The 14048-nt window shown below is 68.1% G+C and carries 11 protein-coding genes; 5 read left to right on the forward strand and 6 right to left on the reverse strand.

The window, feature by feature from the left end; genetic code table 11:
- Positions 1-4: 4 nt before the first annotated feature.
- Positions 5-451: a heme-binding protein gene (locus AC1RRR_RS03550; RefSeq protein WP_492810618.1), complete on the forward strand. Its 447-nt coding sequence runs from the start codon at positions 5-7 to the stop codon at positions 449-451.
- A gap of 10 nt (positions 452-461) precedes the next feature.
- Positions 462-1376 carry a DUF4861 family protein gene (locus AC1RRR_RS03555; RefSeq protein ID WP_492810620.1) on the forward strand — a complete coding sequence of 305 codons (915 nt, stop codon included), beginning with the start codon at positions 462-464 and terminating at the stop codon, positions 1374-1376.
- Between the two features lie 99 nt (positions 1377-1475).
- Here AC1RRR_RS03555 and wrbA read toward each other — a convergent pair whose 3' ends face one another.
- Positions 1476-2075, reverse strand: a complete 600-nt coding sequence (gene wrbA, locus AC1RRR_RS03560) for an NAD(P)H:quinone oxidoreductase (protein ID WP_492810621.1) — start codon at positions 2073-2075, stop codon at positions 1476-1478.
- A gap of 89 nt (positions 2076-2164) precedes the next feature.
- On the reverse strand, positions 2165-2863 hold the full coding sequence (locus AC1RRR_RS03565; protein ID WP_492810623.1) for a pirin family protein: 699 nt from the start codon (positions 2861-2863) through the stop codon (positions 2165-2167).
- Positions 2864-2994: 131 nt separating this feature from the next.
- On the opposite strand from AC1RRR_RS03565, the gene AC1RRR_RS03570 reads away from it, so the two are divergent.
- Positions 2995-3888 (forward strand): LysR family transcriptional regulator, encoded by an 894-nt coding sequence (locus AC1RRR_RS03570; protein ID WP_492810624.1) that lies wholly within the window; start codon positions 2995-2997, stop codon positions 3886-3888.
- Here AC1RRR_RS03570 and AC1RRR_RS03575 read toward each other — a convergent pair.
- The 3 genes from AC1RRR_RS03575 to AC1RRR_RS03585 form a co-directional block, all read right to left on the reverse strand.
- On the reverse strand, positions 3885-4367 hold the full coding sequence (locus AC1RRR_RS03575) for a hypothetical protein (RefSeq protein WP_492810626.1): 483 nt from the start codon (positions 4365-4367) through the stop codon (positions 3885-3887). The two genes, AC1RRR_RS03570 and AC1RRR_RS03575, sit on opposite strands and share 4 nt — an antisense overlap.
- Positions 4368-4430: 63 nt before the next feature.
- Entirely contained in the window at positions 4431-7034 is a 2604-nt protein-coding gene (locus tag AC1RRR_RS03580; protein WP_492810627.1) for a hypothetical protein, read from the reverse strand.
- Between the two features lie 94 nt (positions 7035-7128).
- Entirely contained in the window at positions 7129-8451 is a 1323-nt protein-coding gene (locus AC1RRR_RS03585; RefSeq protein WP_492810628.1) for an Hsp70 family protein, read from the reverse strand.
- 688 nt (positions 8452-9139) lie between these two features.
- On the opposite strand from AC1RRR_RS03585, the gene AC1RRR_RS03590 reads away from it, so the two are divergent.
- Positions 9140-10510: a methyl-accepting chemotaxis protein gene (locus tag AC1RRR_RS03590; protein WP_492811751.1), complete on the forward strand. Its 1371-nt coding sequence runs from the start codon at positions 9140-9142 to the stop codon at positions 10508-10510.
- Between the two features lie 53 nt (positions 10511-10563).
- Positions 10564-11745, forward strand: coding sequence for a BaiN/RdsA family NAD(P)/FAD-dependent oxidoreductase (locus AC1RRR_RS03595; protein WP_492811753.1), 1182 nt, complete (start codon positions 10564-10566; stop codon positions 11743-11745).
- Positions 11746-11785: 40 nt separating this feature from the next.
- Here the strand turns inward: AC1RRR_RS03595 and AC1RRR_RS03600 are convergent, their stop codons facing one another.
- Complete coding sequence (locus AC1RRR_RS03600) at positions 11786-14044, reverse strand: DEAD/DEAH box helicase (protein WP_492811755.1); 2259 nt, start codon at positions 14042-14044, stop codon at positions 11786-11788.
- Positions 14045-14048: the final 4 nt, after the last annotated feature.

Genomic DNA, 14048 nt, shown 5'->3' on the forward strand with positions numbered 1-14048 from the left:
CACGATGCTGGCGATCCTGGCTTTTGTGGCGGGCGTTTCGTCCGAGCCGCTGACGCTTCCGACCGCGATCGACCTGGCCAAGGCCGCGATCGACGCCTGCGCCGCCAAGGGCGCGCACGTCTCGGCCGCCGTGGTCGACGCCAAGGGTAACCCGCTGGTCGTCCTGCGCGATGAGCAAAGCCCCAAGCCCCCGATCGCCGCGCCGCGCAAGGCCAATGCCGCTGTGGTCTTCGACCAGCCTGGCAGCGTCATGGAGCCGCGCGAGAAGACCGACCCCGACTTCGCCGCCAAGATCAAGGCCGACCCCGACCACCTGAACCCTCACGCCGGCTCGTTGCCGCTGCATGTCGGGGCGACCGTCGTTGGCGGGCTGGCAATCGCCGACACCACGCACGAGGGCGCGGATGCCTGCGCTCGCGCCGCCCTGGCCAAGTTCCCGCAATTCCACTGAGGCGTTTCCGATGATGAAGACCCTGGTCCTCGCTTCCGTCCTGGCCCTGTCGATGGGAGCTGCCCAAGCTCAGGAACATGCCCCGGCCACGCCGCTGGCCAAGCCCGACGCCGAGGGCCAGAAACCTCGCGCGGCCGTCACCCTGGCTCCGTACCGCTTCAATGACATCCTGTGGGAGAACGACCGCACGGCTCACCGGATCTACAGCCGCGACCTGGAGAAGGCCGAGCCCCCGTCGACCTCGGGCATCGACGCCTGGGGCAAGAGCGAGCGCTGGCCCTATATGGACCGCCAGCTGCGCACCGGCGACCAGCACGCCAACCATGGCGAGGGCCTGGACTTCTACGACGTCGGCACCGGCCGTGGCGCGGGCGGCTTGGGGATCTGGCAGGACAACAAGCTGTGGACCTCACGCAATTGGTCCAGTTGGAAGGTCATCAAGAACGGGCCGGACGTGGCCTCGTTCAGCGTCGACTACGCCCCGTGGCCGGTCGACGTCGATCGCAAGGTCTGGGAGACGCGGACCTTCACCCTGCCGCTGGGCACCAACTTCACGCGGATGGTCTCGACCATCAGCTCCGACAAGCCGGGCCCGCTGGTGGTGGGCATCGGCATCACCAAGCGTAAGCGCGCCAGCGGCACGGGCGTGTTCAAGAAGGACCTGGCCCCGGGCCGGGTGACGTTCTGGGAGCCGGCCGATCCGGAAAAGGGCTCGATGGCCATCGCCCTGATGGTGGATCCCGCCTCGGTCGTCGAGGTGCGCCAGGACTTCGACAACTACCTCGTCCTGATCAAGGTCGAGGCCGGCAAGCCGTTCGTCTACTATATGGGCGCGGCCTGGGATAAGGGCCTGGACTTCCATACGCCGGCCGAGTGGGACGCCTACGTCACCGCCCAGAAGCCGGACTTCGACCCCAAGCACTAAACGAAATCCGCCCCGAGGCTGGGAGGGAAAGCCTCGGGGCGGTTCGTGGTCGTCCGCCTTGGGGGAGGGCGCGGACGACCTGGCTACGGCTGTGGGGGATCAGCCGTGCAGCTTGAGGGCGGTCTCAGCGATCTTGCGGCCTTGATAGCGGGCGCCGACCAGCTCGTTTTCGCTGGGCTGACGCGAGCCGTCGCCGCCGGCGATGGTGGTGGCGCCGTAGGGGCTGCCGCCGGTGACTTCATCCAGGGTCATCTGACCGGCATGACCGTAGTCCATGCCGACGATCACCATGCCGAAGTGCAGCAGGTTGGTGATGATCGAGAACAGCGTGGTCTCCTGGCCGCCGTGCTGGGTGGCGGTCGAGGTGAAGGCCCCGCCGACCTTGCCGTGCAGCGCGCCGCGGGCCCACAGGCCGCCAGCCTGGTCGAGGAACGCGGCCATCTGCGAGCTCATGCGGCCAAAGCGCGTGCCGGTGCCAACGATGATGGCGTCATAGTCGGCCAGGTCCGCGATGGCGGCGACCGGAGCTTCTTGATCCAGCTTGAAGTGGGCGTTCTTGGCGACTTCGAGCGGCGCGGTTTCCGGCACGCGCTTAATGTCGACCGTCGCGCCGGCTTCGCGGGCGCCTTCGGCCACGGCCTTGGCCATGGTCTCGATGTGGCCGTACGACGAGTAGTAGAGGACGAGAACCTTGGCCATGGCGGCCTCCTTGGAGCGAATGTCGGTGGGTTAAGTCGGCGCGAGGATTTCAGTTTCCTCGCGCCTTCTCTTGAACGGAACGGTCGCGCTTAGGCGGCGTCGACCAGAACCAGTTCGGCGTCTTCCAAGGCCGTGATGGTGATCACGTCCTCGTTCTTGATGCCGGCGCCGTCACGGGCGTTCAGCTTGACGCCGTTGACTTCGACGACCCCGACGGCCGGGACCAGGTAACCGCTGCGGTCCTTGCCCAGAGCGTAGGTCGTGCTCTCACCGGCCTTCAGCGTCGCGCCCAGAACACGGGCGTCGGTGCGGATCGGCAGGGCGTCGGTGTCGTCGGCGAAGCCCGAAGCCAGGGTCACGAACTTGCCCGAGCGGTCGCCCTTGGGGAACGGCTTGGCGCCCCACGAAGGAGCCGCGCCGAAGGTCTTGGGCTCGATCCAGATCTGGAAGATCCGGGTCGTTTCCGGCTCGAGGTTATACTCCGAGTGGCGGATGCCCGTGCCCGCGCTCATCACCTGGACGTCGCCGGCCTCGGTGCGGCCCTTGTTGCCCAGGTTGTCCTGGTGGGTGATCGCGCCGTCGCGGACATAGGTGATGATTTCCATGTCGCTGTGCGGGTGCGGCGGGAAGCCGGTGTTCGGGGCGATTTCGTCGTCGTTCCAGACCCGCAGCGCACCCCAGTTCATGTTGCTGGGATCGTAGTAGCTGGCGAACGAGAAGTGGTGCTTGGCATTCAGCCAACCGTGGTCGGCGCCGCCAAGATTATCGAACGGCTTGTGGACGATCATGGCTCTAAACCTTTCTGTACCCTCTGGAGTGCGCCGCGTCGGCGCGTCCTGTTGAGGAGAAGATAGGCTTCTGTGCAGGATCCGAAATGGAAACTGTTGAAACTCATTGTTTCCAAAACTAAGCTATTGCCATGTCCAAGCTTCCCGACCTCGAAGGCCTCGCCGTATTCGCCAAGGTGGTGGAGCTGCGCTCGTTCGCCGCCGCCGCCGATGACCTGGCCATGTCCAAGGCCACCGTTTCCAAGGCCGTCACCCGGCTGGAAGAGCGCCTGGGCGCGCGCCTCTTCAACCGCACCTCGCGGCGCCTGGCTCTGACCGACGCCGGCCAGTCCCTGGTCGAGCGCGCGACCCGTGTCCTGGCTGAAGCTCAACAGGCCGAGGAGGAAGCGTCCAACCAATCCTCGGCCCCGCGTGGGCTGGTGCGGATGGCCGTGCCAATGTCGCTGGGCATCACCAGCCTGGCGCCGGTGCTGCCGGGCTTTTTTGAGCAGTATCCGGACGTCTCGATCGACCTGCACCTGTCGGACGCCACCATCGACCTGGTCGGCATGGGCTTCGACCTGGCCTTGCGCGTCGCCTCCTTGCCGGACAGTTCACTGGTCGCCCGTCGCCTGCGGGCGGTGAAGCGACACGTCGTGGCCTCGCCTGGCTATTGGGACCAGCATGGCCGCCCGAGCCATCCGGCCAGCCTGGCCGAGCATCGCGGCCTGACCTATGGCCACCAGTCCGCGCCCGAGACCTGGCGTTTCCAGAAGGGCGCCGAGGAGGCTTCGGTGCGGCCCCGGTCGGTGATCCGCGCCAACAACGGCGACGTGTTGGTCCCGTCCCTGATCGCCGGCGTCGGCGTGGCGGTGCTGCCGGACTTCATCGTCGGCGCGGCCGTCGCCGATGGCCGCCTGGAGGAAGTGCTGGTCGACTGGGTCGCCGCGCCGATCGCCCTGCACCTGGTCATGCCGCCCGGCGGACCGCGGCCGACGCGGGTCGAGGCCCTGGCCAACTATCTGGCCAAGGCGCTGGGCCGCTAGCGAACCCGCTTGAACGTCAGGCTCTGATCTGGCGGGCCGGGTACGCCGTCGACATCCTGCTCGACCTTGAGCGTGTCGGTGTCCGCCAGCCAGACCTTCATCGACTGCTTGCGGCCGGTCTTGTTGCTGGTGACGGCGCTGATGCCGCGCGGGCCGTCGCGGTGGACGCTGATCATAACGATCTGGGTGTTGACCACGGCCTTGGTCGGCGTGCCGTCCAGCGGCGCGTCGGCGAACTGGATGGCGGCCAAGCCCTCGGCGTCTTCCTCGATCAGGGTCCAGGCCAGGCTCTTGCCGTCGTCCTTGGTGACGTCGACCTCGGCGGCCAGCGGCGCGGGACCGGTCAGGGCCTCGTTGAAGGTCGAGGCCTTGAGGTCGATCGTCCAGCGCCCGGCCGCGCCCAAGGGGCCGTTCTGGGCGAAGGCCGGCGTCGCCATCAGGGCGGCGACAACAAAGAAGGGAAGGGCGGTGCGGGTCATGAAACGCCTCCGTACGGGACCGCCATCAGACGCCCGCCAAGCCTTGGCCGTCTAGAAGCTTTCTTACAGGCTTTCCACCTGGGCCGGCGTGAAGGCTCCAACCTGCATCGGCGTCATGGCCGCCAGGTTGGTGGTCGACAGATAGTCCAGCTGGTTGATGGTCAGGCCGGGGATCTGGGCCGGTAGGATGTAGCCGATCTGGGTCGTGGTCAGGCCGGCGATCACGGAGGTCGACAGCGAGCCCAGCTGGGTGGCGGTCAGGCCCTGGACCTGGGTGGCGTTGAACTGACCGAAGGCGGCCGAGGACAGGCTGCGCAACTGGAAGGCCGAGAAGCCCTTCATCGCCGAGGGCGACAACGCGCCGATCTGCTCGAACGCCATGGCCCCCAGGTTCGTCACCGAGAACGCCACGATCTGCGACGCGGTGAGGGCCGAGACCTGGGTCGTGGTGAACTCGCCGATGTCGGTCGTCGAAAGCGCGCCCAGCTGGGTGGGGCTGAGGCCGGCGACCTGGCTGCTGCTCAGCGCCTGGAAGGCCGTGACGTCCATCCCGGCGATGCGGCTGGCCGCCAGGCCGCCGATCTGGGTTCCCGAAAGCGCATAGACCTGCGAGGTCGAGAACTCGGCGTAGTCGGCGTCCGTCAGCCCGCCCATCTGGGTGGCGGTCAGCCCGGCCAGCTGGGTCGAGGTCAGGGCCGAGACCTGGTCCTGGCTCAGGCTGTTGAAGTTGCTCGTCGACAGCGCCCCCATCTGAGTGGCGGTCAGGGTGGCGATCTGGCCCGTGGCGAACTTGCCGAAGTCGTACTCCGACATGCCGGCGATCTGGGTGGTCGTGATCGCGGCCTGCTGGCTGGCGGTCAGGGCTTGGACCTGGTCATTGTCCAGGCTGTTGAAGCTGGTCGTGCTCAGGGCCGCGAACTGGGTGGGGCTGAGCGCCGCCACCTGGGTATGCGTGAAGCGCAGGAAGTCGTCATGCGACAGCGCGGCGATCTGGGTCGTGGTCACGCTGGCCAGCTGGGTGGCGCTGAAGCTCTGGACCCGATCCCAGCTGATGGCGCTGAAAGCCGTCGTCGACAGGCCGGCGATCTGGCTGGGGCGCAGTTGCTGGATCTGCTCGGCGGTGAACTCGCCCATGTCGGCGGCCGTCAGGGCGCCCACCTGGGTGGCTGTCAGGGCCGACAGCTGGGTCCCGGTCAGCGCCTGCACCTGATCCCAGCCCAGGCTGTTGAAGCTGGACGTGCTCAGCGCCGCCAGCTGCGAGGTGGTCAGCACCTTCATCTGGGTGGGCGAGAGGGCCGACAGGCCGGTCTGGCCTAGCCCGCTGATCTGGGTGGGGCTGAGGCCGCTGAGCTGCGTCGAGGCCAGGTTCTGGATCTGCACGTCGCGGAAGGCGTTCAGCTGCGTCGGCGTCAGGGCCGCCATCTGCGTGGTCTTCAGCAGCGCGATCTGCGAGGTCGCCAGCTCGGCGATCTTGGTCTCGGACAGGCCGCTGATCTGGGTCGTGCTCAGCGCCGCGACTTGCGTGGTGTTCAGGGCCTCGATCTGGCCCTGGCGCAGGGTGTTCAACTGGTCGTTGGTCAGGGCGGCCACCTGGGTCGCCGCGAACAGCTTCACCTGGTCGGGCGTGAACAGGCCCAGCGTCGTCTCCGACAGGCTGCGGATCCGCGTGGTGTTCAGCGAGGCCACCTGGGTGGAGGTCAGGCCTTCGACCTGGAACTGGCTGAGGCTGTTCAGCAGGTCGGTGGTCAGGGCGGCGAACTGGCTGGCGGCGAAGCCGCTGACCTGGTCGGCCGAGAACTCGGCCAGGTCGCTGTCGCGCAGCTGGCTGATCTGGGTGGTGGTGATCGCCGCCAGCTGGGCCTGGTCCAAACGGCCGATCTGGAACGCCGACAGCCCGCCGAAGCCTTCGGCGCTGAGGCCGGCCAGCTGGGTGGCGCTGAAGCTCTCGACCAGACCGTCGGAGAAGGCGGCGGTCTGGGTCGCGCTGAGTCCCCCCAGGCGTGTCGGCGTCAGCAGGTTGAGCTTGGTGTCCAGATTGGCGATCTGGGTTGGCGAAAGCGCCTGCAGCTGGGTCGCCGTCATGCCGCTGACCTGGGTGGCGTTCAGCGAGGCGATACGCGTGCCTTCGAACGACTGGACCAGATCGCTGGAAAGCCCTGACAGCTGGGTAGAGGTCAGGGCCTCGAATTGTTCGCGCGACAGCTCGCCCAGGTCGGTGGCGTCGAACGCGGCCAGCTGAGTAGCGGTCAGCTTCGACGTCTGCGTCAGGTTCAGGTTCGAGACCTGCACCGCGTCCAAATTCTTGAAATGGGTGGCGTCCAGTCCGCCGACCTGGGTGGCGGTCAGCACCTGCAGCCGCTCGGTGTCCAGCTTGGCCAACTGGGTCGAGGTCAAGGCGTTCAGCTGATTGCCGCTGAAGGCCGCCAGCTGCTCGGCGTCGAAGATCAGGGTCTGGGAGAAGGCGGGGATCTGGGTGGCCGTCAGGCCCTTCACCGCCGTGTTCGAGATCGCCGAGACCTGGGTGGCGCTCAGCGCGCCGACCGAGTCCTGCGACAGGGCGCCGACCTGGGTTCCGCTCAGCGTCTCCAGCTTGGTGGCCGACAGGGTCTGGATCGTCGTGACCGACAGCGCGGCCATCTGGGCGGCGGAGAGGTACGAAATCGGCACTGGATCCGTTGCCCCACAAGGTCGCGACGCGAATCGATCGCGTTAACCATACGGGAAAGCCGCCAGCACGACCATGCGGCGAACTGGCTGCTTTCTAGCTCGCCCGCATCGTCCAGAGATCGAGGTCCGCCTCGCGGCCGATCAGCGCCAGTCCCGAGGCGATGGACTCGAATTCGCCGCCGCTCTCGATCTTCTCGGCGCCGAAGCGACGCAGGAAGATTTCGCGCACGGCCGGCACGAACGAGCTGCCACCGGTCAGGAAGACGCGGTCGACGCCGGCCTCGGTCAGCTCGGCGCGCTGCAGGGCCTCGCCGACCGCGGTTTCAATGGCGGTCAGTTCCGGGGCGATCCAGCCCTCGAAGTCGGTCCGCTGGACTTGCTTCTCGATCTCCACCGAACCGGCGGCGAAGTGGAAGGTGGCTTCCGTCTGGGCCGACAGCGCCTCCTTCAGCGCCGAGACCGACTTGTAGAGGGCGTAGCCGTGGTTGCCGTCTAGCACCTCGATCAGGGCGGCGATCTTCTCGGGCTCCAGGGCCGTGCGCTCCAGGGCGCGGATGTCGCGCATGTCCTTGGAGGCGCGCAGCAAGGCCAACTGATCCCAGCGGGCGAAGGCGGCGTAGTAGCGCTGGGGGATCGGCAAGGCGTTGGAGAACGACTTGTACTCCGAGCCCTTGCCCAGCTCCGGCGAGACCAGCTGATCGATGATCCGGTAGTCGAACGCGTCGCCGGCGATGCCGACGCCCGAGCGCGACAGCGGCGTCGAGCGCAGCGTGCCGTCGGCGTCACGCTCGAACCGCACCAACGAAAAGTCGGACGTGCCGCCGCCGAAGTCGGCCACCAGCACGGTGGCGTCCTGCTTCAGCTGTCGTGCGAAGAAGAACGCCGCGCCGACCGGCTCGTAGGCGTAGCGGATGTCCTCGAAGCCCAGGCGCTTGAAGGCTTCTTCGTAACGGGTCAGGGCCAGGGTCTCGTTCGGCGAACTGCCGGCGAAGGTCACCGGGCGGCCGACGATGATACGCGGGGGCAGGGCGTCCAGCTGGGCGCCGGCGTGCTCCTTCAGGCGCAGCAGGAAGGCGGCCAGCAGGTCCTCGAACAGGTAGCGCTTGTTCAGGATGCGCGTCTCGGTGAAGGCCTGCGAGGCGGCGAAGGTCTTGAACGACTGGATGAACCGCGTTTCCAGCGGATCTTCCAGATAGGACTCGATGGCCCACGGGCCGGCCTCGACCACGCGCTCGTTGGCCGCGCCGCCGACGCCTTGCACGCTGTGGAAGCTGAGCGCCGAGCGGAAAGCGAACAGGTCGCGGTTGTCGATCGAGAAGCGGACCAGGCGCGCATTGTCGTCGCCGTGCGTCAGCGAGACGACGGTATTGGTGGTGCCGAAGTCGACGCCAATGGTCGGCGCAAGCGGTGCCGTCATGGGATGGCTCGATGTGGTCGGAACGGGGAGGGGCGTGCGTCGTAGCGCCTCCCCGAAGAAGGTCAAGCGTGATGACCCGTTTAAGCGCTCATTTACGGTCGGCGCCCGATGGTCAGGCCAATTGAACGGTGCTGTCGATTCGGCTGACACCGGTGTCGCCGGAAGCGCGAAAACTCATCGGACGCAGTGTTGGGGCGTCCAGTGTATTTGGGGGAACGCTGTGAAGCTCGACGATCTGAAGGTCTCTTCGAAGGTTCTGCTGCCGGCCCTGGTGCTGGCTGTCGCCACCGTGGCCTGCGCCGGCCTGGGCGTGTGGCAGCAGAAGCGCGCCGACGCGGCGACCGAAGTGCTGGTCAAGCACCGCTCGCCGGCCGAGGTGCAGTCGGCCCGTTTCCTGCGCCGGATCAGCATGATGGGCTACGCGGCCCACCGCACGGCGACCTATGAAGGTCTCTCCGAGCAGGCCGCCTCCGCTTCCAAGGAGCTGGACAAGGTCTATGCCGAGGGCGCGGAAAGTCTCGACAAGATCACCGCCGCCGATCCCAAGACGGCCGACTATACGGCTGGCATGAAGACCAAGCTGGACGCGGCCTATGCCGACGCCCGCTCGGCCGCCGACCTGGCTTTGAAGAACGACGACGCCGGCGCGGTCAGCGGCCTGGCCAAGGTCGATCCGGCCATCGACGCCATGGCCAAGGAAGGCAAGGCCTGGGGCGACGTCTATAACAAGGAGACGGCGGCCATGGTCGCCAGCGCCAGCAAGTCGGCCGCCGCCGGCTCGTGGCTGACCCTGCTGTTCGGCCTGGGCGCGGCCGCCTGCGGCATGGGCTTCGCGCTCTATATCGGCTCGGTGAAGATCTCGCGCCCGGTGCGCTCGCTGTCGCGTAGCATGACCGACCTGGCCGCCGGCCAGCTGAACGTCGAGGTGGTTGGCGCCGGTCGCAAGGACGAGGTCGGGCTGATGGCCCGCGCCGTCCAAGTGTTCAAGGACAACGCCGTGGCCCTGCGCTCGTCGGAAGCCGAGCAGGCCCGGATCTCAGCCGCCAGCGAGAGCGAGCGGACCCGCAATGAGCAAGCCTCGTCGGCCGCCGCCCGTGAGCAGGCCTTCGTCATGGACAGCCTGGCCGCCGCCCTGTCGCGCCTGTCGAACGGCGACTTGACCGTGCGTATCAACGACGCCTTCCCGGCGGGCTACGAAGCCATTCGCAACGACTTCAACGGCGCTATCGTCCAACTGGACGAGGCCATGAGCGGCATTGTCGGCGTGGTCGGCGCGGTCGGTTCCAGCGCCGACGAGATCGCCGCCGCCGCCGACAACACCGCCCGCCGCAGCGAGCAGCAGGCCGCCAGCCTGGAAGAGACCGCCGCGGCCCTCGACGAGATCACCGCCACCGTCCGTCGCGCCTCGCAGGGCGCCGGCGAGGCCAGCCGCGTGGTCACCTCGACCCGTTCGGACGCCGAGAAGTCCGGCAATGTCGTGCGCGGCGCCGTGGCGGCCATGACCGGCATCGAGCAGTCCTCGGCCAAGATCGGCAACATCGTCGGCGTGATCGACGAGATCGCCTTCCAGACCAACCTGTTGGCCCTGAACGCGGGCGTCGAAGCCGCGCGCGCCGGCGAAAGCGGCAAGGGCTTCGCGGTCGTCGCCCAGGAAGTCCGGGCCCTGGCCCAGCGCTCGGCCGAGGCGGCCAAGGAGATCAAGGGCCTGATCAGCGCCTCGACCGCGCAGGTCGACGAAGGCGTGCGCCTGGTCGGCCAGACCGGCGAGGCCCTGGACGGCATCGTGCTGAAGGTCGGCGAGATCGACGCCCTGGTGTCGGAACTGGCCGGCTCGGCCCAGGAACAGGCCCGCGGCCTCAACGAGGTCAACACCGCCGTCAACCAGATGGACCAGGGCGTGCAGCAGAACGCCGCCATGGTCGAGCAGGCTACCGCTGTCAGCCACTCGCTGAAGAACGACATCGGCGGGCTGGTGCAGATGGTCGGCCGCTTCAAGGTCAGCCAAGCGGCCCAACGCCCGCAGGCCGCCTCGCGTCCGGGCTATCGCCGCGCGGGTTGATTGACTCCGCCGCCTCGCTCCGGTCGAAGGGACCGGAGTTGAGGTAGGTGATCTTGGAAAATTTCGACGTCTTGGTGATCGGCGCGGGCGCGGCCGGCATGATGTGCGCCATCGAGGCCGGCAAGCGCGGGCGCTCGGTGCTGGTGATCGACCACGCCAAGGCCCCCGGCGAGAAGATCCGCATCAGCGGCGGCGGCCGGTGCAACTTCACCAACACCGGCGCGTCGATCCATAACTTCCTATCGGCCAACCCGAAGTTCGCGCTGTCGGCCCTGCGCCGTTATCGGCCCAAGGACTTCATCGCCCTGGTCGAGCGGTACGGCATCGCCTACCACGAGAAGACCCTCGGCCAGCTGTTCTGCGACGGCTCGGCCATGCAGATCATCACCATGCTGCTGACCGAGATGAAGACCGCCGGCGTCGAGCTGCGGCTGGAGACCGGTGTGGAGAAGGTCGCCAAGACCGAGGCCGGCTTCGAGGTCTCGCTGTCATCCGGCAAGGTCCAGTGCGCCTCGCTCGTGGTGGCCAGCGGCGGCAAGTCGATCCCGAAGATGGGCGCGACGGGCCTGGGCTACGACATCGCCAAGCAGTTCGGGCTCAACATCATCGAGACCCGGCCGGCGCTCGTCCCGCTGACCTTCGAGGCCGGCATGCTGGCGCGCCTGACGCCGCTGTCGGGCGTGGCCTTGGACGCCGTGGTCGCCCACGGCAAGACCAAGTTCCGCGAAGGCATGCTGTTCACCCACCGGGGCCTGTCGGGCCCCTCGATCCTGCAGATCTCGTCCTACTGGCGCGAGGGCGACGAGATCCGGGTCGACATGGCCCCCGGCGTCGACGCCCTGGCGGCGCTGAAGGCCGCCCGCACGGCCACGCCGCGCCAGGCCGTGGCGACGGTGCTGTCGACCCTGCTGCCCAAGCGTGTCGCGCAGCTGATCGCGGACGAGGTCGCGCCGGGCAAGGGCAACATCGCCGACTGCTCGGACAAGGTGCTGGTTCCGCTGGCCGCCGCGGTCAACGCCTGGACCTTCAAGCCCGTGGGCTCGGAAGGCTATCGCACGGCGGAAGTGACGCTGGGCGGGGTCGACACCGACGCCCTGGACTCACGCAGCCTGGAGGCCAAGGCCGTGCCGGGGCTCTATTTCATCGGCGAGGTGGTCGACGTCACCGGCTGGCTGGGCGGCTATAACTTCCAGTGGGCCTGGGCGTCCGGCTGGTCGGCGGGGCAAGAGGCCTAAGAAAAAAAGCCCCTCCGGTGAGGGAGGGGCTCTTCGTCATCTACTTCTTCTTGAACGGCTTACCGGCCGGCTTGCCGCCGGGCTTGGCGTCGAAGCTCTTGGCCTTGAAGGGCTTGGGACCCTTGAACGGCTTGCCGGGACCGGCGTCGTCGCGCTTGCCGGCATAGGGCTTCGAATAGGGCTTGGGACCAGCGGCGTTGTCGGCGAAGGCCTTCTTGAAAGGCTTCTTCGGACCGTCGCCATCGGCGCGCGGCGCACGCGGCTTGAACTCGCGCGGCGCGTCGGCGCCGGCCTCGTGGCGCGGCTTGAAGGCGCGCTTGGGAGCGCCTTCGGAGTCCTGCGGCGAGTACGGACGCGGGGCCTCATCACGCGGCTTGAAGTCACGCGGCGCGTCGTTGTCACGCGGGGCGCGACGCGGCTTGTAGTCGGCCTTGGGCTCTTCGCCACTGCCGTAAGGCTTGGCGTTGCTGACACCGTCGTCGCCGTAGCTGGACGGACGCGGCGTGTGATCGCGCGAGCCCGGCGCATTGGCGCGGGGGCTGTAGGGACGATCTTCACGCGGCGGGCGCGGCTTGAACTCGCGCGGACCATCGTTGTCGCCGCGCGGCGGACGCGGGGTGAATTCACGACGCGGACCGGCTTCACGAGCGGCCGGGGCCGCCGTCGGGGTGATCGTGACGTCTTCGCGCACCGTCTGCTGGACCGCCGCGCCGAACTTCACGGCCGCTTCGGCCGAGATCTCGAACTTGGTGTCGTAGTCGAAGATCCGGATCGACCCGATGTCCTTCTTGGTGATGTGGCCCAGGCGGCAGATCAGCGGGATCAGCCACTTGGGGTCGGCGTTGTTGCGGCGACCGGTGTTGAGGCGGAACCACTCCGAACCGTCCATGCTGACGCGTTCCGGACGATCGCCAAAGTCGCGATCGCCACCGAATTCACGAGGTTCACGCGGCTCGCGGCTGCGCGGCCCCGGATCGGCGCCGTGGCGCGGGTCGTCATAGATTTCTTCCGGAGCCGGCAGCTTGGCGCGGCGGGCGCGGATCAGGGCCGAGGCCAGCTCTTCCGGCGTGCGCTTTTCCAGCATGGCGGCGACCAGGCCGGCGTCATCCTCGTTGGCGGCTTCCGAGAAGATCGGATCGTCCAGCAAGCGCTCGGTGTCTTTGACGCGGATCTCGTCGGCCGTCGGGGCGCCGCCCCACTGGCCTTCGACGCCGGCGGCCATCAGCAGCTGCTCGGCCTTGCGACGACGGGTGTAGGGGACGACCAGGGCGCTGACGCCCTTCTTGCCCGCACGGCCCGTGCGGCCCGAGCGGTGCAGCAGGGTGGCTTTGTTGACCGGCAGTTCGGCGTGGATGACCAGGCCGAGGTCGGGCAGGTCGAGACCGCGCGCGGCGACGTCGGTGGCGACGCAGACGCGGGCGTGGCCGTCGCGCAGGGCCTGCAGGGCGTCGGCGCGTTCGCGTTGCGACAGCTCGCCCGACAGGCCGACGACGGCGAAGCCGCGCTCGCGCAGCTTGGAGTGCAGCGAGCGGACGCTTTCACGGGTGTTGGCGAACACCAGCGCGCCGGGGCTTTCGAAATAGCGCAGCAGATTGACGACCGCGTGCTCGACCTCGTTCGGCGCGACGCGGACGGCGCGGTATTCGATGTCGCGGTGCGGTTCGTTGCGGCCGATCGTGTCGATGCGGATGGCGTCGTTCTGGTAGCTCTTGGCCAGCTGCACGATCTCGCGCGCCAGGGTGGCCGAGAACAGCAGGGTGCGGCGCTCGGCCGGGGCAGCGTCGAGGATGAATTCCAGGTCCTCGCGGAAGCCCATGTCGAGCATCTCGTCGGCCTCGTCGAGGACGGCGACCTTCAGCTCCGACAGGTCCAGGTGACCGCGCTCGATGTGGTCGCGCAGGCGGCCCGGGGTGCCGACGACGATGTGGGCGCCGTAGTTCAGGGCGCGCTGCTCGCGGCGAGCGTCCATGCCGCCGACGCAGTTGACCACCACGGCCTTGGCCTCGGCGTACAGCCAGGTCAGCTCACGATTGACCTGGATGGCCAGTTCGCGGGTCGGGGCGATGACCAGGCACAGCGGCGCGGCGGCGCGGCCGAAGATCTCTTCCTTACCCAGCAAGGTGGGGGCGGCGGCTAGGCCGAAAGCGACGGTCTTGCCCGAGCCGGTCTGGGCGCTGACCAGCAGGTCGCGGCCTTCGGCGTCGGCTTCCAGCACGGCGGCCTGGACGGGGGTGGGCTCGAGATAACCTTGAGCGGCAAGAGCCCGCTCAAGAGCGGGGTGGGAGGCGGGGAAGGGCATTTCG

Source organism: Caulobacter sp. GW821-FHT12D05, from assembly GCF_058807295.1.